The following is a 19,952-nucleotide window of genomic DNA, read 5'->3' on the forward strand; positions in this document are numbered from 1 at the left end:
CTCTTTACGCTTCACACCCCTTTATCAACAGCAATGTCAGATAAGCAACCAGGCCTTCCTTTGTCGCTTGTTCCGGCATCCCAGTTGGTGGAAGTCCTGCTTTTATGACGGCTGCCTGAGTTTGTACGCCCATGCTGACAACCTGCAATTTTTTTAAAAGAGATACAGTATCGAACCCGCATTCACTTAAAGCATTGACAAAGGGTTCAACAGATGAACTGCTTGGGAACACCACTGTATTTACATCCGCCTCTTCAAGCATTCGTTTAAAAATAGGCAGGAATTGTACGTCTAGTTCTTTTTGGCCTGTAACCATCAATTTTGCCTTCACATAGCCTTTCTTCAAGATGCTCTCATCACCGACAATAAGCAGATCTTCCGAATCGACTATCTTTTCTGTGAGTTTAGCCAAAAATCCACGATCCTTTAATGCCTTCATCGATTTGATGGAAGCACCGAAAAAGTCTGCTCGAATGTTCCGAATGTCGATTTCCTGATCTACCACAGCTTTAAAAAATTCCTCTACACTTTCAGGTGAAGCAAATATGATTTTTTTATATGCAGTAATATTTGTTAGGTCTAGCGGCAGGGGGGTCTTTTTCCATTTCGGAAACTCAATGACATCTGCTCCCTGCGTTATTAATTCCTTTGCTAATTCACTAGGGCTGGCACTCGTTCTTGCAAGCAGGATTTGGCGTCCGAATAAAGGCTTTTTCTCGAACCAGCTTATTTTTTCACGAAGAGAAATGACTTCCCCCACTAAAATAATTGCTGGATTACTGAATTTGGCTTCCAAAACCTTTTCCGAGATATCCGCTAGTGTTCCTTGCAGAGTCTTTTGACGGCCGAATGTTCCCCATTGGATCAATATAACTGGCGTCGTTGCAGGCTTTCCATGGGTCATGAGGTTCTCACAGATAAAAGGTAAATTTCCAACTCCCATGTAAAAAGCGATCGTATCTACACCACGGGCAAGACCTTCCCAGTCAAGCTTAGGCTTGCCGTTTGGAGACTTATCGTGGGCCGTGACAACAGCAAAGGACTCTGCATGTTCACGGTGTGTTACTGGAATTCCAGCATACAGGGGGGCTGCAATCCCTGATGAAATGCCAGGGACGATTTCAAAGGGTATTTGATATTGGGCCAGGGCTGTTGCTTCTTCTCCGACTCTGCCAAACACACCAGGGTCGCCGCCTTTTAAGCGGACTACAATTTTACCTTCAAGCCCCTTTTCCACTAAAAGATCACTGATGTTCTCTTGGCGCAAAATATGGCGCTCAGGTAATTTTCCACAATAAATGAGCTCGCAATCTGCCGGTGCAAACTCTAATAGTTTAGGATTAGCAAGCCGGTCATATAAAATAACTTCGGCTTGCTTGATTGCTTCCAACCCTTTAACCGTTATTAAGCCAACATCTCCCGGCCCTGCTCCAACTAAAAACACTTTCCCCTTCTTCATCCTGCAGCCATCCTTCCGCTTTGCTTTGCTGGGGACAGTCCCCTGCTGCTTTAAAGCAGCGGGGGACTGTCCCCCCTTTTTTATATTACGATAAACACAATATCTTCTTTTATTTCTACTTTAAAGGTTTTTACTTGGCCTTTGTCTGGTGCCTGAACCTTTCCATCTACTAATGAAATTTTCCAATCGTAAACCGGACAATATACATATTCCCCGCTGACGAGCCCTTCGGAAAGGACTCCGCCCTTCGGATGGGGACTGCGGTTTTCAAGTGCATAGACCCCGCCGTTCGAGACTTTAAAAAGTGCAATTTCTTGATTATCGATTTTTATAGAATACCCTATTCTCCCCTTCAAATTGGAGTAGTGTACGACTGGAATGCGAGTTAGTGTTTCAATCATTTGGATTCACTCCCAACTGTGATCATACGTTTTGCATAATATTTATCTTGGATTTCTTCACTTTGAATCGCTTCGTTCCAAGGCTCAATATACTTTTTCAATGTCTGATCCATTCGTTCGTTTAAGGCTGTACGTGTCGCCTCATCAGCCAATACTTCCTTCACATGTTCTAAGCCTATTCGTTCTACCCATTTAGACGTCCGCTCGAGGTAGTTGGCTGTTTCACGGTAGTATTGCAGGTAGGCACCGGTCATTTCCATAACCTCTTCCTGCGTTTTCACCGTACACAGTAGGTCACCAGGGCGAAGGTCTACGCCGCCGTTTCCAGCCACATAAATCTCCCAACCTCCGTCAATTCCTACGAAACCAATGTCCTTGATTCCTGCTTCAGAACAGTTTCTTGGGCAGGCTGACACACCCATTTTCACTTTATGAGGTGTATCTAGACGTTCGAATTTCTTCTCCAACTGGATGCCGAGAGCCATGGAGTCTTGGGTACCATACCGGCAGAACTGAGCGCCAACACAGGTCTTAACGGTTCGCAATGTTTTTCCGTACGCATACCCTGACGGCATATCAAGCTCTTCCCACATCTGTGGCAGGTCTTCTTTTTTCACACCGAACAATCCAATTCGCTGCCCACCCGTTAATTTTACTAATGGTACATTGTATTTTTCAGCTACTTCCGCAATTTTTTTCAAATCTGCAGCTGTTGTGACCCCACCATACATTCGTGGAACAACAGAGTAGGTTCCATCCTTTTGAATGTTAGCATGCATTTTCTCATTCACCAATCTGGAATCACGGTCATCTTTATATTCATCCATATAAATCATGCCTAGGTAATAGTTAATGGCCGGGCGGCATTTTGTACAGCCTTCCTCATTATTCCATTCCAGCACGTTCATAACTTCTTTCACGCTTGTTAAGCCTTTAGCCTTTATCTCTTCCACCAATTCCTCACGGCTAATGGTTGTACAGCCACAAATACTTGTCTTTTGGGCAGCCGCCGCATCGAACTGGTCACCGAGTGTATAGGCAAGAATGTTGCTGACCATTGGTTTACAACGTCCACAAGAACGGCCTGCATTTGTACAATGACTCACTTGATCCAGTGTGGTTAACCCTTGATTTTTGATTGCTTCCACAATCGCACCTTTTGTAACACCGTTACAGCCGCAAACCAATTCATCATTTGGCATGGAAGCCACATCATCGCTTCCTCCTTCACCAGTGCATTCCGATTGCAACACCGAAATACTTGTCATTCCGCTGATATCTTCTTTTTTCGTTAACATTCTGAACAGCTTTGTGCTGTCCTTCGTATCTCCATATAATACCACACCAACAATGACGTTGTTTCTTGTTAATATCTTTTTATACACACCGTCATATTCGTTGTACACCATAATGGATTTTGTGGAACCATCCTCGAAAATTTCTCCTGCAGAGAAAAGATCCACACCAGCAACCTTTAATTGTGTGCCTGTAACAGATCCTTGATAGGGTTCACCAACATTACCGCAAATCCGGCTTGCCAGCACTTTTCCTTGTTCATAAAGTGGTGCAACCAACCCATAAACAATTTCTCTATGCTCGGCACACTCACCAACTGCGTACACATGTGGCACGCTGGTTTCCATGAAATCATTCACGACAATTCCGCGGTTCACGTAAATACCGCTGTCCCTTGCTACCTGTGTATTCGATTTAATCCCTATCGCCATAACAACAAGGTCTGCCTCCACTTCAGAGCCATCTTTAAAACGCAGGCCTCTGACATGTTCATCCCCTAGGATTTCGACGGTTTCTTTTTCCATTAAGAAGTTCATGCCCTGTGACTCCAGCTCCGTTTTCAGTAGGGAGGAGGCAATCGGATCCAACTGGCGTTCCATTAAGTGCGGCATAAGATGCACCACATCCACCTGCATACCTAAGTTAAGTAATCCTCTTGCAGCTTCCAGTCCGAGCAGCCCACCTCCAATGACCACTGCCTTTTTGTACTGTTTCGCCGATTTGATCATCATTTCACAATCTTTAATATCACGAAATCCGGTGACGCCGATTTTGTCTGCACCTGGAATCGTTAAAATGAAAGAATTCGATCCCGTTGCAATAATTAACTCGTCGTATTCAACTATTCTTCCTTGTTCAGAAATGACTCGTTTTCCTTCCACATTAATTTTTGTTACAGCATCACCTGTAAATAATTGAATTTGATTTTCTTTATACCAATCTAGCGGATTGATAATAATATCTTCAAAGTTGCTATCTCCCTGAAGGATATTGGATAGCTTAATCCTGTTGTAGTTTGGGTATGGTTCTTGTCCAAAAATAGTTATCTCAAATGGCTCTGTTACTACTTTGAGTATTTCTTCAATCGTTCTTACACCAGCCATTCCATTTCCGATCATCACTAATTTTTTCATCGTGTGTCGCTCCCTGTATATTGAATTCTTAATGTTAGTTAGTAAGGTTTTCTTTATAGTTAAATTGTAAATCCCTCACTCCTAAAAACTTGTGACGTTCGTCACTTTTAAAACAATATGTGTGAATGGTTTCACATTATTGTCATAAACTTCTTTTCACTAGATAATAAATATAAACGTTGGAATAATATTACATATTGAGGTGTTAAATGAGGAAACACACGATTTATAAAAGTGAGGTAGGGAAAGCGGATATACATAGATTCTATGAAAATTATCTAAGAGAATTTAAGACTACTTTCGATCGAGTATATGTAGATACGACATTTGGAAAAACCCATGTGTTAGTGAGTGGGCCAAGAGAAGGAAAGCCTTTGTTTATTTTTCAGGGAGGAAATTGTATCAATCCCATGACATTATCATGGTTCCATCCTCTTTTTAATAACTACCGAATTTATGCGCCGGATACCATTGGTCACCCTGGCTTTAGTGAAGAAAATAGGATCTCTGCAAGCGATGATAGCTTTGCCCGTTGGACTGCAGAATTAATGGCCCATTTCCATATCGAAAAATCAGCCTTTATAGGTCCTTCCTACGGAGCTGGAATCATTCTTAGGATAGCGACTTTTATGCCGGAAAAAATAGCTTGTTCGATTTTAATAGCACCAGCAGGGATCCAGCTCGGTTCAAAGGTAGAGATGATTAAAAAAATCCTTGTTCCGTTACTAATTTTTAAAACGAACGGATCCCGAAAGCAGATGAACAAAATAGCTGATTCGATGTCGGATAATAACATGAAAAAAATAGATAAAGACATAATAGCCAGTATCTTTAAACATGTGAAACTAGAATCTGAGATGCCTAAGCTCACAGAAAAAAGTGAACTAGCCAACTATTACTCTCCCACCATGGTCATTGCTGGCAAGAAAGATGTGTTTTTTCCAGACGACAAGATTCAAAAACAGGCGAAGGGCATCCTCTCAAATCTAATAAACTACCACGCATACGATATGGGACATTTCCCCTCTGAGGAACACTTAGCAAAAATCAACACAGAAATTGAAGACTTCCTGCATTCTCATTATTAATATCTGTCCAAAATAAAAAAGGGTGTCAGGCACCCTTTTTTATTTCGGAAATGGAAGAGGTCTTTATCATTGCATTGACGATCGGAACTAGGGTACCAATGACGGCAACGGGAGCAAGCTCCCAAAGTTCTAATGGTGGTGTAATCAGAATTCCTAACCTATGAATGGCAAATAGGGCAAGGAAATAGACAACACTACCAATAAGGCCCGACCACCAACTGCTATTTTTAAACAATAAAAATACAAGAGGAATAAATAATAGCGTGATTGGAACATAGGATGTCGGGTACTCAACCGCTGCAAAAATACCTTTACCTAAGAATCGCAATCCTATATACAGAGCTGCTGCCATAAAAGGTATTGTAAAATCCCGACAAAATCGAATGATTAAAACAGTTAGCAATGCAACCATTAACACAGAATAGATGGGGTACACCCATTCCGGTATGCCCCCAAATATTTGTGAGGCGGGGTCGGAGATCAAATCTAATATTTCCTGTGAAGCAATGGATTTTCCTTGAATGTACTGGTCATAGGAAATCGCTCCATTTTCCTGCTGCATGTTCGGAAACATGAAGCATTCGAGGAGAAACATCGCAAACCATGTGTGCATCGATTTCCAGGTTGGTGCAATTTCCCGAGTATGCATAAAATATCCGCGCCAAACACCAAATATCATAATATCTGTTGCAATATAATAAACAAAATGCGTGGGACTCCATGTTGTTAAGTCAATCCCATATGCGATATGATACGTAAAATCTAATGGGATTCCAATTAGGAATAACACATAGCCAATCGTAATTAGGTTCCTTGAAAAGTGGTCCATGTAGTGTGAGCGTCGCCACTCTTTGATTAACAATAACGCCCCTAAGGCAAAGCCAATTGTGTTAACAATATGGGGAATGGAATATTCCTCGAATAAATACTTAAAATGATAAGAAGCATCCCATGCAGAGCCAATAAATTTTAGTAAAAAGGCAATCACCCATAAACGGTAATATTTCAACTACATCATCTCCTTTCTCACCCTATCCAAGCAAATCAAATATATCCCCGAAGATGGCAATAAGGATATAATTAATTAGCAAAGCCACACCAAATGCTAATCCTGCGACCCGGACATTTTTCTGAGTAAATAATCTGTACATAAATACAATGCCAGATACAACAACGATGATGTTGCAGATAATAAAAGTCCAAAGTGTGCTTTCGCTGTGCTCTACAGTAGTTACATGAAATAAATATAACGGTACCAAATGCTCAATACCTCCATAGTGGATTTTTAACATGGTCCTTTCTATCTTATCATTTAATTAGACCTTTTTGACTAGCTAATTTACATAAAATTCTTACAATGGGCCAAACAGGAAATTTATAGAAAATGAGAACCAACCTTAAAAGTACCCCACTATTGGGACAATGATTGAAAGCAAGACATTAGCAGCTGCAATCCCTCCAGCTATAGTTGTAAAACTTTTTCTTTTGTTTTTACGCCTTTCTTATCTTGATTTCATCATACCTTCTTTGCTTTGTTTCCATAATTGCACTTGAGCTTGATTTCCAACTCGGTCTTAAGACTTAGAAAGGGTCTACCTGATATTTGAAAACGACTTTTGATGCTAGTGCTAACGAGGAGTCTTTATACAAAAAATTCTTGCAATGGATTAAATAGGTAATGTACAGTAAATGAAGAATGGCTAGAAAGAGGGAGTTCCTTTGAAATATTATATTAGTGCTTTTCTTCTATTATCCTTATTTCTATCTGCCTGTAATCCGCTTAAAGTCCCAAAATCAACGATGGGGCATAAAATGAGTGCTGTACCAACAGATGTAGTGCCCACAACATCTGAATGGCTGGTGGGGGTTGATCATCCACAAGCCAAAGAACAAATTCCCATCTCGCTATTAATTAAGGATTCTTCTAATCAACCCATTACAACATTTGAAATCGTTCATGAGAAAAAAATGCATTTATTTATAGTTAGTAAAGATTTAGCATATTTTGCTCACATCCACCCTACCTATAAAGAGAACGGTCTTTTTGAATTCACCGCTTCCTTTCCAAGCAGTGGTGAGTATAAGTTTATTTCCGAGTTTACACCTAAGGGTGGGGGCGACAGCAGTGTTGAAGAGCATTGGCTTCGTGTTGAGGGAGAGGAAGGAAAGACGGTTCCTCTTATGGCTGATAAGAAATTGACCCATACAGTGAATGAAAAAAAAGTGGCGCTTTCCTTTGACCAGCTTATCGCAGGAAAGACGGTACACCTGACATTTTCGATTAAAGACGCAAAAACAAATAAACCAATAAAAGATTTGCAGCCCTACTTAGGTGCACTGGGTCATACTGTCGCCATGAGTGCGGATGCGGAAAAGTACTTGCATATCCATCCGATGACCTTGGAAGGTAACGGTCCAGAAGTTACATTCATGACCATCTTTCCTGAAAGCGGCATCTATAAAATTTGGGGGCAATTTAAGCACAATGGAAAAGTATTCACCGTTCCGTTTGTAATAAACGTACCGAAATAGCAAAACCCCCTTCTCATAATGGAGAAGGGGGTTTAATTTGTTATAAATTAGTACATTTCAGATGTTGTTTTTGCTTGCATGTGAAGTAATAAGTAGTCAGGTCCGCCTGCTTTTGAGTCAGTTCCGGACATGTTGAATCCACCGAATGGTTGGTAGCCAACAATCGCTCCTGTACAAGAACGGTTGAAGTACAGGTTACCTACGTGGAAATCTTCACGAGCCTGCTCTAAGTGAGCACGGTTTTTAGTGATAACAGCTCCTGTTAGGCCATACTCAGTGTTGTTAGCAATTTCAATTGCTTCAGTGAAATCTTTCGCCTTTGTGAAACCAACAACTGGTCCAAAGATTTCTTCCTGCATAATGCGGGAAGTTGGTGTAAGGTCTGCAAAGATAGTCGGTTGAATAAAGTAACCTTTAGAGTTATCGCCTTCACCGCCAGCCATCAACTTACCTTCGCTCTTTCCAATCTCAATATATTCCATGATTTTCTTGAATGCATTATTATCGTTCACAGGCCCCATAAAAGTGCCTTGCTCTGTAGGGTCACCAACAGTTAATTCTTTTGTTAATTCAACTACACGGTTCAATACTTGATCGTATACATCTTCAACGATGACAGCACGTGAACATGCAGAACATTTTTGACCAGAGAATCCGAACGCACCTGCAACAATTGATTGTGCAGCAAGCTCAAGATCTGCTTCTGAATCAACCACAATCGTATCTTTTCCGCCCATTTCTGCAATCAAACGCTTCATCCATACTTGACCTGGATTCACCTTTGAAGAACGGTCGAAAATACGAAGACCGACATCACGTGAACCTGTGAAACTGATGAAACGAGTATCTTTATGATCTACTAAATAGTCGCCCACTTCAGAGCCGCTGCCTGGTACAAAGTTCAAGACGCCTTTAGGAAGACCTGCTTCCTCCATTACTTCTACAAACTTTGCTGCAACCACTGGAGTGGTTGATGCAGGTTTTAATAGTACAGTATTACCGGAAACAATTGCAGCAACAGTTGTACCTGCCATAATTGCTAACGGGAAATTCCATGGGGAAATGATAATTCCCACCCCTAGTGGAATATAGTCATAACGGTTAAATTCATTTGGGCGACTGTTAACTGGTACACCATTTTTAAGTGCCAGCATTTGGCGTCCATAATATTCAAGGAAATCGATTGCTTCTGCTGTATCAGCATCTGCTTCTCTCCACGGTTTACCTGCTTCTTTTGTTAAAAGCGCAGAAAACTCATGCTTGCGGCGGCGAATAATGGTCGCTGCTTTAAATAAAACGTCTGCACGTACTTCTGGCTTTACTTTTTTCCAAGTTTTAAAAGCTTCTACTGCTGCCTGCATTGCTTGTTCAGCAAGCTCTTGGCTAGCTTTAGAAACGCGGCCGATCACTTCTTCTTTATTTGCAGGATTATAGGAAACGATTTTATCTTCCGTTGTGATTCTTTCACCACCGATTACAAGAGCATAGTCTTGGCCTAAATAACCTTCAACGGTCTTAAGCCCTTGAAGATATGCTTGGCGGTTTTCATCAATCGTAAAATCTGTAAATGGTTCGTGCTTATAAGGTTGTACCATTTCTTAAACCCTCCTATGTATTAAAACGTTTACATCCACTGTTCATTCTAACATGTTTCATTTCAAGGCTCAACGATTTGACAACTAGAAAAAAGAGGCTATTAAAAGCCTCTTATTGGTAAATATAAACGAACGGTTCTGTGTCATCTGCCTTTTTGACTATGAGAGCTTCTGGACCATCAACTGAAGTTACGCTAACAGAGACCGATAGATACTTCGGAAAATGCTCCATAACCAAGCCTGTTACATATTGGGTAAAGCCAATCCCTTCTGTTTTACCGTAAAACTGAATAGGAATCGTAATATCTAGATCCTGTAGCTGATCACCATTATAATAGGCTCTTCCAATGACCCCATTAAAGTTTGGAAAATAATTTTCTACATCCTGCTTGAAGTTAAGGAAGGCGATGGAATCATCCCGATGATCCTCTTGGGCATCGTTTGAAGGAAATAGATAATATTTTTCATTTACCTTTTCCCAATCATTTAAATTTGTGCTTCCTTTATCAACCGTTGTATAGGTGAAAAACGTACCTGGGACCACCGCAGATTTACTATTTTGTTCAAATAGAGCGATGGTAATAGGAACATCTTTTAGACTCTTAATATTTCGAGTCCGCTTCACCACTTCCTCGGCCAACTTCTTTCCTTCCTTTTCCATTTCAGCAAAAGGAATCTTCTTCTCAAAGGTATCTCCACCTTCTGTTAATTTGTAGTAGTAGATGGAGTTTAACGCAAGACCAATCGTAACACCGGCAAGTGTTACATTCCCCTTATCATCCTTTGTTAAGTAATCATGTTCTAAAATATGAGCCAAATAGATAGGGGATGATGGCTCAGCACCTGGAGCAGCCGTATTGATGGGATTTAAGCCAATATTTTCTGCCTGCTTCATTTTGTTTTCTTTTAGTTGTGCATCTGTATACTGGCGGTTTAACCATCCTCTGACGATCTTCCCTTTAATTTCCTGACCTTCACGAAAGTAATACTTCTCTGTATCAAAGCTGTTCTGAGCGATTCTCATCAAGCCCATTTCAAATTCGTTTAAGTCGTATCTTGTATTTATATTATTAACTACCAATCCGCGCGCTTCCCCAGGGACAAATGGCAGGATCGTCCGATAATATTTATTAGAAATATTATACTTTGGTATAATCGCCTTCCCTTTGTCTTTCTCCTTTGTTTGGACCACATCATTTTGCTTCTGAAAATTGGGTGCACAAGCACTCAGCAAAAAAACAAGGGAGAGAGCGACTATTGAGAGTTTTCTCATTGTCGAAACACCTCTTACTTATTTAATTCTTCTAAAAGCTTCTCCTCATCCCATACTTCAATTCCTAGTTCTTGTGCCTTGGTTAGTTTGGAGCCTGCATCTTCACCTGCTATCACGAGATGTGTCTTTTTGCTTACACTGCCTGCAACATTTCCACCAAGAGCTTCAATTTTCTCCTTGGCTTCATTGCGTGATAGCTGTTCAAGCTTTCCTGTAAGAACGACGGTTTTTCCAGCAAAAATACTATCGGATTCTTCAGCAGAGACTGGTTTTGCCCCTTTGTACTCTAGGTTGACTCCAACAGAAGCTAATTCCTCCATTAACTCTCTTGCTTCTTCTTGTTCAAAATAGGCAACAATCGAGTCAGCCATTTTATCACCAATTTCGTTAATGGACATTAACTCCTCTTTTGAAGCATCTGCTAATTTGTTCATGGAACCAAAAACCTGGGCTAGCGTTTTGGCTGCTTTCGCACCAACATGACGAATACCCAGACCAAATAAAAGTTTTTCAAGAGAATTGCCTTTAGAAGTTTCGATTGCTTTCAACAGGTTGGAAACAGATTTTTCTCCCATTCGTTCAAGGGCTAAAAGCTGTTCCCTGGTAAGTTTATAAATATCAGCCACATCGCTGATTAATTTTTCCGCAAACAGCTGACTAATCACTTTTTCCCCAAGACCATCAATATTCATCGCATCACGAGAAACAAAGTGGATTAACCCTTCGCGAATTTGCGCTGGACATTTTGGGTTAATACAGCGTAAAGCTACTTCACCTTCAAGACGAACTAATTCACTTTCACACTCCGGACAATGTGTCGGCATATGGAAGTCCACTTCATTCCCTGTCCGTTGGTCAGCTAACACGTTGACCACTTCGGGAATGATGTCCCCAGCTTTTTTCACTACCACTTGATCGCCGATTTTAATATCCTTTTCACGAATCAAATCTTCATTATGGAGTGATGCACGCTGTACCGTTGTGCCCGCTACTTTAACAGGTGCAAGGATCGCCGTTGGTGTCACTACCCCTGTTCTACCGATACTTAACTCAATATCTAGCAGAGTGGTGACTACTTCCTCAGCAGGAAACTTGTAAGCAATCGCCCAGCGCGGACTTTTTGCTGTTGTTCCAAGCTCCGCCTGCTGCTCGAGAGAATCTACTTTTATGACAATTCCATCGATTTCATAAGGAAGATGCGGCCGTTTTTCTACCCAGCTGTTTACATACTCTATTACTTCATCAATGGTGGCACATTTTCTTCGTTCTTTATTTGTTTTAAAGCCAAGATGGTCTAAAAAATCAAGGCCTTCATTATGGGAAACAACCCCGCTTTCACCTACATTGCCAATTCCGTATAAAAATACATCCAGCTTCCTTGAAGCAGCAATTTTGGGATCCAGCTGTCTTAAGGAGCCTGCAGCAGCATTTCTCGGATTAGCGAATAACTCTTCGCCGCGCTCCGCCCTCTTCTCATTCAAAGCTTCAAACGACCGCTTCGGCATATAAGCTTCCCCGCGCACTTCGAGTGAAACATTTTCCCGTAGACGAAGTGGGATGGATTGAATCGTCTTAAGGTTAGCAGTGATATCCTCACCAATGGTTCCATCCCCACGGGTTGCCCCTTGAATGAACAATCCGTCTTCATAGCGCAACGAAACAGCAAGGCCGTCAATTTTCAATTCACAGACGTAGGAAAAATCATCTCCTACGGCCTGACGGATCCTGCGGTCAAAATCCTTTAAGTCTTGCTCATTAAAGGCATTACCTAAGCTTAGCATCGGTGTACGGTGCTCTACCTTCTCAAACACATCAAGAACCACACCACCTATACGCACCGAAGGAGAGTCTGGTGTTTTTAACTCTGGGAATTTTTCCTCTAGTTCTAAAAGCTCCCGCATTAGCCTGTCATATTCAGCATCTGGCACAGATGGTTGATCTAGCACATAGTATTCATAGCCATATTGGTTTAATAAGCTTCTTAATTCCGTGATTTTTTGTTCAGCCATTAGAAGGTCCATATATCCAGCCCTTTCATAAAGGTATTTCACTCATATCCATTTGGATTATAGCATGAAGGATTATGCTTTTTTAATAGGTGCAAACTTAGCTAATAGACGTTTGATACCTACTGGGCTTGGAAACGCAATATCAAGCTCCGTTCCTTCTCCCTGTCCTTTCACACTTACGACCGTTCCAATTCCCCACTTACCATGTTCTGCTTTATCGCCAACCTTCCAGCCGACATCCTCTCCACCAGAAGCAGCTGAAACTGGACGCATCACTGGTTTTCTCGGGGTAGTTGGTGTACTAAATGTACTTTTCGCTTGTCCAAAGGAAGACCCTGAACCACCAAAACTTCTTCCTCCGCCAGAATTAAATGGCGTATTCATACGTCTCTCGGGCTCAATTCCTTCAATTAAATCCTCTGGAATTTCAGAAATAAACCTTGATGCAGGGTTCATATTCGTTCTACCGAATAATGTTCTCATTTGAGCGTTGGTTATAAATAGGCTCTTCTCTGCCCTTGTGATTCCTACATAAGCAAGACGACGTTCTTCTTCCATCTCCGCTTCTTCCATAAGGGAGCGGCTATGCGGGAATACACCTTCTTCTAGGCCAATGAGGAAAACCACTGGGAATTCCAAACCTTTTGCAGAGTGCAAGGTCATAAGTGTGATGGTATCGGCCTTTTCACCATCCTCATCTAGTGAATCAATATCAGCAACAAGAGCCAAATCCGTTAAGAAAGCAACCAGACTTTTATCCTCACTGGAATCCTCGAAGTTTTTCGTAACCGATAATAATTCCTCAAGGTTTTCAAGACGGCTTTGTGCTTCAAGTGACTTTTCCGCTTTCAGCATTTCGCGATATCCAGTCTTATCCAGGACTTCTTCTACTAATTCTGTTACAGAAAGGAATTCCTGCATATTCGTGTAATTTTTAATTAAATCACGGAACTCTCTTGCGGCCTTTGTAATTTTCGGGCTTAAGCCGATTAATTCAATCGAGTCTAACGCTTGATATAAGGATAAGTCATGCATGCCTGCAAAATCGGCAATTTTATCAAGTGAACTTGAGCCGATCCCACGTTTCGGTACGTTAATGACACGCTGTAAGCTTATATCATCGTCAGGATTAGAAATCAGACGTAAATAAGCGAGCATGTCCTTAATTTCTTTTCTGTCATAGAACTTAATACCGCCGACAATGCTATATTCAATATTGGATTTCAGCAGCACTTCCTCCATTACACGGGATTGTGCATTAGTACGATAGAGAATTGCAATATCTGACAGCGACACATTCTGATCTCTTGTTAATTCTTTAATTTTCCCCGCAACAAACTGCGCTTCTCCCTGTTCACTATCGGCACGGAAATAAACGAGCTTGTTTCCTTCTGGGTTTTCTGTCCACAGATTTTTAGCCCTGCGGTTCATATTGTTCTCAATTACTTTATTGGCAGCGAGAAGAATTCTCTTAGTTGATCGATAGTTTTGCTCTAGTAAAATAACTGTTGCATTCGGGTAGTCTTTTTCAAAGGAAAGGATATTGGCAATATCCGCTCCCCTCCACTTATAGATGGACTGGTCTGAATCACCTACGACGCACAAATTTTTAAAACGATTGGCTAATAGTTTAACAAGCATATACTGGGCCCTGTTCGTATCCTGGTACTCATCCACGTGAATATATTGGAATTTCCGTTGATAATATTCAAGCACTTCCGGTACACGAGTGAACAATTGAATTGTCATCATAATTAAATCATCAAAATCAAGTGCTTGGTTTTTACGTAGCCGCTTCTGGTATTCTTCATACACATCACTGACCACTTGTTCAAAATACCCGCCTGCTGTCTTTTTAAACTCTTCTGGGTCAATGAGTTCGTTTTTAGCCGAGCTAATTGAGCCCAGAATCGCACGGGGATCAAATTTTTTCGGGTCAATGTTTTTTTCTTTCAAGATCCCTTTTACCACGGATTGCTGGTCTGTTGTATCAAGAATAGTAAAATTACGGTTAAAGCCCATGCGGTCAATATCTCTACGCAGAATTCTTACACACATGGAGTGAAAGGTAGAAATCCATATTTCCTCAGCGGCACCACCCATCATTTTTCCGATACGGTCTTTCATCTCTCTTGCCGCTTTATTCGTGAAGGTAATTGCTAAAATATTATAAGGATTGACGCGCTTTTCTACTATTAAGTAAGCGATTCGATGCGTTAGTACTCTTGTTTTACCACTTCCGGCACCTGCCATTAAAAGAAGTGGTCCGTCTGTTGCTTTTACGGCATTCTGTTGTTCCGGGTTCAGGCCGTTTAATAGCTTGTCTGTTAAAAATTGCATTCTATCCACCACCATTTACAAACATTTGTTCTTATTTTTATCATATCGTTAATTTTGCTCTGAAGCAAATATCTATTTGACACTTTTTACGGTTTCTAGTGCTTGTTCAAAATCGTCATAAATCACATTTCCGACTACAATGACATCGGCATGCTTGGCCATTTCTTCTGCCTGCTGAACCGTAGCGATTCCCCCGCCATAAAATAACGTGGTTTGGTCAAGAACTTTTTTGACCTCTGCCACTAATGCTGGGTCCCCGTATTTGCCACTATATTCTAAATAGAAGATTGGGAGCTGAAACATTTTTTCAGCCATCATTGCATATGCCTTAACATCCTCGGTTGTTAATTGAGCGTTAGCTGATGTCAGTTTAGCCGCTTTACAGTCTTCATTTAAGATACAGTACCCTTCCATGGCGAATTCTTCCCAATCGATGATTTCACCATATTCCTTAACTGCTTGATGATGCAACCCGGTAATCCAGTTTGGATCATTGCTATTTAATATGGTAGGTACAAAATAAAGATCAAAACCGGGTGTAACCGTATCGATACTTGAAACTTCAAGGACACATGGAACCGTATAACGGCGAATTCTTGCCATTAGATCAAGGACGTTCTCGAGTGTTACTCCATCCGTACCTCCTACAATCACTGCATCCGTACCAGACTCACAAATTTTTTCTAATTGCTCATCTGTTATTTCTTTATTTGGATCGAGTTTAAAGACATGCCGCCACTCGCGAAAATCATACATCCCAAAGATCCTCCCATTCAGTAATCCATTACACCATTATAGCATTTGCCCTTTCGATAAAAAACAAAACAGTAATAGTAATTATAGAAAAGATATCCAATGTGTATTTGGCAATAACATGCCTGTTGAATTCCTCTCCAGGCGCTTCGCTTTCCGCGGGCGTGCCGGGGAGCCTCCTCGTCGCTTTGCTCCTGCGGGGTCTCCCCTGCCCCGTACTCCCGCAGGAGTCTTCGCGCCTTCCGCTCCAATCAACAGGGTGTCTGAAACAACAGTATGCTTTATCAAAACGTTATATAAAAAGAAAAAACCGAAGATTAGCCTCTTCGGTTTGTTTATTCGTTACTGGTTTTACTATTTTCATCTTTGAGGCGTTCAAGAACCATTTCATACGTATCGTTTCCAAAGTTTAAGCAGCGCTTCACACGTGAAATCGTTGCTGTGCTTGCACCTGTTTCCGTTTCAATCTTGTGATACGTATTGCCTTCACGCAGCATTCTCGCTACATCCAAACGTTGTGCTAATGATTGAATTTCGTTGATTGTGCACAAATCATCGAAAAAGCGATAGCATTCTTCCAAATCCTTTAATGAAAGAACAGCTTGGAACAATTGGTCAAGCTCTTTTCCACGTAATTTATTAATTTGCATATTGTTTACCCCTTTAAGATAAATTGTTTATTTGACATTAAAAGAAACACTTGTTTCAATTCCAGGAGTTTTTGGGACCACATTGACCCAAGTCTTCCCTTGAACCAAAGGAACCTCTTTCCCATTTTTCACAGGAACAATCAGACCATCTCTATACGCCCATTCTACTTCGTTCACCTTCCCCATTTGGATGAGGTAGGCTCTTCCTCCTGACTGCAAGTCAATATCCCTGCGGCCATAGGAATCAATGATTTTATGGACGGCTTCAATTATAATTACATTATCCAGTAAAACTGGTTCATTGGTGTCTAAATCAACAGTCTGCTCCCCACCTGAGAAGCGCTTATATTTGCCAGTAGTACTGTCGAACTCCAGTACAGAGTCCGATATCCCACCCTTTGAATAACTAATCTTCACTGATGTGGCTTCATTCCCGGTTACATTTTTTCTCTCATCCTCAGACATAAATGTAAAACTCGGGGGACTTTTTTCCATTGAATACTTCTTCTGCTCTGCTCCCTTTAGTATATTATCATAAGTAATATAGGAGTTGTGAGGTGCTTTTCGGGTTTTGGATCGCTTAAACAGGGTACCATCATAAACCATTCCGTTTATATTATCCACAACATTTCCTTCCAGCATCTTCTTTGCCTCTTCACTCCAGCCATGGGCAACATAAAGGGCATTCAGTCCTTTGGCAAGATTAACATAATAATCCCGTGCACTGCGAACAGGTCCAATATTTTCCGGCTTTTCACTTTGAAAGACGGCAAGGAAGCGGGTAATATCACCCTCGGCAAGCACCTCATACACCACATCAGCCTTATTCAGACCTGATTGCGGCCTTGCTTTTGGATGATTATTAACCATAACAGCAACGGCTCTTCCATCTGTTTCGCTTGTAGAACCTATGCCTGTTAGTGGATAAAAATAAGGGTATTCTTGCTTCTCTTGCTCTTTTTCTTCTACCTTTTCAACCACTTTTTCTTTTTTTACTGTTTCTTGTACTTTCTCTTTTTCCTTATTACTGCAACCTGAAAACAGTAACAGGACAGCTGCCATGGCAACAGCCCATTTCTTCATGTATAGAACACCCCTATTTCACTTTCACACTTTAACTCTTTACTTATTTACAGTTTAACGCATTATCGAAGGAAAGAGTACTGTTTTGTTCATAACATCATACATTCCCTGCTGAGTTATGCGAATATATGGCAAATGTGTGGAAGAAAAGAATAACAGACTATAAATCGGATCAGAGAAGGAATAGCCTCTTTCCTTTAAGACTGTAAATAAACTCTTTTCCTGCTGCATTAACTCTTCCATCGGAAGGTCTGACATGAGTCCACTTAAATAAAGCGGAAGCTCACAAACCACGTTATCTTCCTCTACCACCACTATGCCTCCGCCTAATTCTTTCATTCTATTAAAAGCATGAAGCATATCTTGTTTATTTTTTCCGATTAAAATAATGTCACCCGTATTAGAAAACGAGCTTGCTAGTGCGGACAGCTTCGTTGCAAAGCCTTTTAACAGTGTGTTAATTCTCCATTTTCCATTACGGTCTATTAATGTAAAAAAGCATTCGTCATGGTCTGGTGGAAGTTCATCCCCAGAGACATCAATGGAGATGGAATAAGGCTTTGTAATAACTGAGTTTTCCATTTTTATTCCGAACGGCATCGAATACTGTAAATCATCCATGGATAACTCCCAATCTAACTCCATTGGCTTCAAGCCGTAGTCCTTCCAATCCACCCCAGGATACGCCTCTTCCACCTTCACACCATCCCGTTTTACCCATTTTCCTTTTGCTAGGACAGATACAGGGGTTGGATTTTCAATACTTGATAGGAAGTTAATATTAGCTACCCGACCTGTTGCGATATTCCCATGTAGATGGTCGATATTATAGTATCTTGCTATATTCACAGTTGCCATATTATAGGCATCTATAATGGGCACCCCTTTTTCAATTGCCATTCGAATCATGTGATCCGTGATTCCTTGTTCATAAAAGGCAGAAGATGAGCCATCTGTATTGAATAGTAATCTATCATATGCCTCAATGCCTAAACGCTTCATATCATCCAATAACTGTGGAAGATCCGGACGAATGGAAGAGTGCCTTAGTGACACCATATACCCTTGCATCAAACGGTTATAAACCTCTTCCCCTGTCATGGCTTCATGATCGCAATCAGCGCCCAACAGCATCATTTTCGCCAACGTTTTTTCAGAAGCACCTGGAAAATGACCTTCAATTTGCTTCCGCATTCGTTTCGCTTCTTGAATCCAATGAAGCATCATATCGTCGCCATCAAGCAGTTTTGGCCATCCGGTAAGTTCTCCGCCTTGCAGCACGGCATCATGCTCAAGCCACGTTTTAATATTACTATGCGAAAATTTTTCCTCTTCATTCAAAATTTCCGTTTGTGAATCAAACCGACACCACCAAAACATCGTGGAAGGAATCGAGCGGAGGTCCCGCAATAATGAAAACGCTTCCCTTTTTTTCAAATGTAAAATGAGTGCCATATTGTCATTAATCAATGTTGTCGTTCCAAACTGGGATGCATAGGCAGCCAATGTTAGGGGATTATATAGTTGAAACGGATGCGCATGTGGTTCAATATAACCCGGAACTAAAATCTCATTTGTGCAATCAATGATTTCACAATTCTCATTAATATGTCCAGGCAGGTTCTCGCCGACATAGACAATGCGGTCATCGTAAATCCAAATATTTGCTCTCATCCATTGACGGAATGTCTGATTTAAATATAAGGCGTTTTTCAACAGGATGGTTGGAGAAGTTTTCCCATCTAAAACGGATACATGCATGCGTAAGTTTTTGTTTTTCCAGCGGTAGCGTTGTTCTAGCATACCATATCCCTCCCTTTTCAAACAAACTATATCTATGTTAAAAACTTGATTTAATCATAAAGAAAGCCCTTACAAAATTTCTTTAGTTACTATAGTATCATATTTTATCATTTAACGCATTAAAGAATTGATAAATATTGTAAAAATATTGTGAAGGAGTGAACAACTTGAACATCCGACCAAATATTGGAATTTTAAATGCGCTAATTCGGATTACCTTTGGGCTAACAATTCTTGCTTGGAGCACCTCGAAGCTAGTAAAACGACCTTGGAGAGATTCTTATTTATTGGCTGCATTCTTGGGTGCAATGAAAGTTGCAGAAGGCATAGTTCGCTATTGCCCATTAACCGCATTATATGAACAATATCAGCATAAAATGCAGGTTGATGACCCTGCAAACGAGTCAAGGAATAGCATGGAAGGGTTAGAGGATTTTGAAGGAGAAGAGGTACTTCCTTATAACCCGTCTTAGATGTGGGGTTTTACGTGACGTTTTTCGCCGTTTTGAAAGGGAATTCAGGCTCAATAGACTTCTC

Annotated in this window: 16 protein-coding genes; 3 read left to right on the forward strand and 13 right to left on the reverse strand. The window is 41.0% G+C overall.

Annotated elements, in window-relative coordinates:
* Positions 1-4 precede the first annotated feature (4 nt).
* The 3 genes from cobA to nirB all read right to left on the reverse strand — a co-directional run bounded on the left by cobA (position 5) and on the right by nirB (position 4,289).
* Complete coding sequence (gene cobA, locus AA0X95_RS00590) at positions 5-1,459, reverse strand: uroporphyrinogen-III C-methyltransferase (protein WP_413304259.1); 1,455 nt, start codon at positions 1,457-1,459, stop codon at positions 5-7.
* Between the two features lie 80 nt (positions 1,460-1,539).
* Positions 1,540-1,860, reverse strand: a complete 321-nt coding sequence (gene nirD / locus AA0X95_RS00595) for a nitrite reductase small subunit NirD (protein ID WP_413304261.1) — start codon at positions 1,858-1,860, stop codon at positions 1,540-1,542.
* Positions 1,857-4,289: a nitrite reductase large subunit NirB gene (gene nirB, locus AA0X95_RS00600; RefSeq protein WP_413304264.1), complete on the reverse strand. Its 2,433-nt coding sequence runs from the start codon at positions 4,287-4,289 to the stop codon at positions 1,857-1,859. The genes nirD and nirB overlap by 4 nt, the downstream gene beginning before the upstream one ends.
* A 209-nt stretch (positions 4,290-4,498) precedes the next feature.
* On the opposite strand from nirB, the gene AA0X95_RS00605 reads away from it, so the two are divergent.
* Positions 4,499-5,377 (forward strand): alpha/beta fold hydrolase, encoded by an 879-nt coding sequence (locus tag AA0X95_RS00605; protein ID WP_413304266.1) that lies wholly within the window; start codon positions 4,499-4,501, stop codon positions 5,375-5,377.
* A gap of 25 nt (positions 5,378-5,402) precedes the next feature.
* Here the strand turns inward: AA0X95_RS00605 and AA0X95_RS00610 are convergent, their stop codons facing one another.
* Both AA0X95_RS00610 and AA0X95_RS00615 read right to left on the reverse strand, forming a co-directional pair.
* A complete protein-coding gene (locus AA0X95_RS00610; protein WP_413304269.1) occupies positions 5,403-6,386 on the reverse strand; it encodes a hypothetical protein in 984 nt (327 codons plus the stop codon).
* Positions 6,387-6,408: 22 nt separating this feature from the next.
* Positions 6,409-6,636: a hypothetical protein gene (locus AA0X95_RS00615; protein ID WP_413304272.1), complete on the reverse strand. Its 228-nt coding sequence runs from the start codon at positions 6,634-6,636 to the stop codon at positions 6,409-6,411.
* Between the two features lie 460 nt (positions 6,637-7,096).
* On the opposite strand from AA0X95_RS00615, the gene AA0X95_RS00620 reads away from it, so the two are divergent.
* Positions 7,097-7,909, forward strand: coding sequence for a hypothetical protein (locus tag AA0X95_RS00620; protein WP_413304275.1), 813 nt, complete (start codon positions 7,097-7,099; stop codon positions 7,907-7,909).
* 47 nt (positions 7,910-7,956) lie between these two features.
* Here the strand turns inward: AA0X95_RS00620 and pruA are convergent, their stop codons facing one another.
* The 8 genes from pruA to AA0X95_RS00660 form a co-directional block, all read right to left on the reverse strand.
* Entirely contained in the window at positions 7,957-9,504 is a 1,548-nt protein-coding gene (gene pruA, locus AA0X95_RS00625; RefSeq protein ID WP_413304277.1) for an L-glutamate gamma-semialdehyde dehydrogenase, read from the reverse strand.
* A gap of 112 nt (positions 9,505-9,616) precedes the next feature.
* Entirely contained in the window at positions 9,617-10,777 is a 1,161-nt protein-coding gene (locus tag AA0X95_RS00630) for a CamS family sex pheromone protein (protein ID WP_413304279.1), read from the reverse strand.
* A gap of 14 nt (positions 10,778-10,791) precedes the next feature.
* A complete protein-coding gene (gene ligA, locus AA0X95_RS00635) occupies positions 10,792-12,798 on the reverse strand; it encodes an NAD-dependent DNA ligase LigA (RefSeq protein ID WP_413304281.1) in 2,007 nt (668 codons plus the stop codon).
* Between the two features lie 60 nt (positions 12,799-12,858).
* Positions 12,859-15,126, reverse strand: a complete 2,268-nt coding sequence (gene pcrA / locus AA0X95_RS00640) for a DNA helicase PcrA (protein ID WP_413304284.1) — start codon at positions 15,124-15,126, stop codon at positions 12,859-12,861.
* Between the two features lie 72 nt (positions 15,127-15,198).
* Positions 15,199-15,882, reverse strand: coding sequence for a heptaprenylglyceryl phosphate synthase (locus AA0X95_RS00645; RefSeq protein ID WP_413304286.1), 684 nt, complete (start codon positions 15,880-15,882; stop codon positions 15,199-15,201).
* A gap of 332 nt (positions 15,883-16,214) precedes the next feature.
* Complete coding sequence (locus AA0X95_RS00650; protein ID WP_413304289.1) at positions 16,215-16,529, reverse strand: YerC/YecD family TrpR-related protein; 315 nt, start codon at positions 16,527-16,529, stop codon at positions 16,215-16,217.
* Positions 16,530-16,556: 27 nt separating this feature from the next.
* The gene (locus AA0X95_RS00655) at positions 16,557-17,612 is read right to left on the reverse strand and encodes a DUF3048 domain-containing protein (RefSeq protein ID WP_413304292.1); all 1,056 of its coding nucleotides are present in this window, start codon (positions 17,610-17,612) and stop codon (positions 16,557-16,559) included.
* A gap of 54 nt (positions 17,613-17,666) precedes the next feature.
* Positions 17,667-19,415 (reverse strand): adenine deaminase C-terminal domain-containing protein, encoded by a 1,749-nt coding sequence (locus tag AA0X95_RS00660; RefSeq protein WP_413304294.1) that lies wholly within the window; start codon positions 19,413-19,415, stop codon positions 17,667-17,669.
* A gap of 167 nt (positions 19,416-19,582) precedes the next feature.
* On the opposite strand from AA0X95_RS00660, the gene AA0X95_RS00665 reads away from it, so the two are divergent.
* The gene (locus AA0X95_RS00665; protein WP_413304297.1) at positions 19,583-19,888 is read left to right on the forward strand and encodes a DUF2892 domain-containing protein; all 306 of its coding nucleotides are present in this window, start codon (positions 19,583-19,585) and stop codon (positions 19,886-19,888) included.
* The last annotated feature ends 64 nt before the right edge of the window (positions 19,889-19,952 follow it).

Source organism: Neobacillus phoenicis, assembly GCF_047302305.1.
Taxonomy (GTDB): Bacteria; Bacillota; Bacilli; order Bacillales; family Cytobacillaceae; genus Neobacillus.